Origin of the sequence: Pseudomonas sp. SIMBA_068, assembly GCF_046534705.1 — a bacterium.
GTDB lineage: Bacteria > Pseudomonadota > Gammaproteobacteria > Pseudomonadales > Pseudomonadaceae > Aquipseudomonas > Aquipseudomonas putida.
Map to the genome: position 1 here is coordinate 1 of NZ_JAWRYI010000518.1, position 272 is coordinate 272.

The window sequence follows — 272 nt, forward strand, 5'->3', positions numbered from 1 at the left end:
CGCTATGACCACCTTGTTATTGCTATTGGCAGTGTAAGTAACGACTTTAATACTCCAGGCATAAAAGAGCATTGCTACTTTTTAGATTCAAACCAGCAAGCTGAGCGTTTTCAACATTCTTTGCTCGATAGCTTTACCCGCCTTCATCAAGACGACAACCAGCAACAATCTCTTGATATTGCTATTGTGGGCGGCGGTGCAACCGGAGTTGAGCTCTCGGCAGAGCTGTATCACTTGTCTGAATTACTAAAGCTTTACGGCCTAACAAACAT

The 272-nt window shown here is 43.8% G+C and carries 1 protein-coding gene; it reads left to right on the forward strand.

Annotated elements, in window-relative coordinates:
• A partial coding sequence (locus SB756_RS30200; protein ID WP_410913250.1) for an FAD-dependent oxidoreductase occupies nucleotides 1-272 on the forward strand: 272 nt, incomplete at both ends.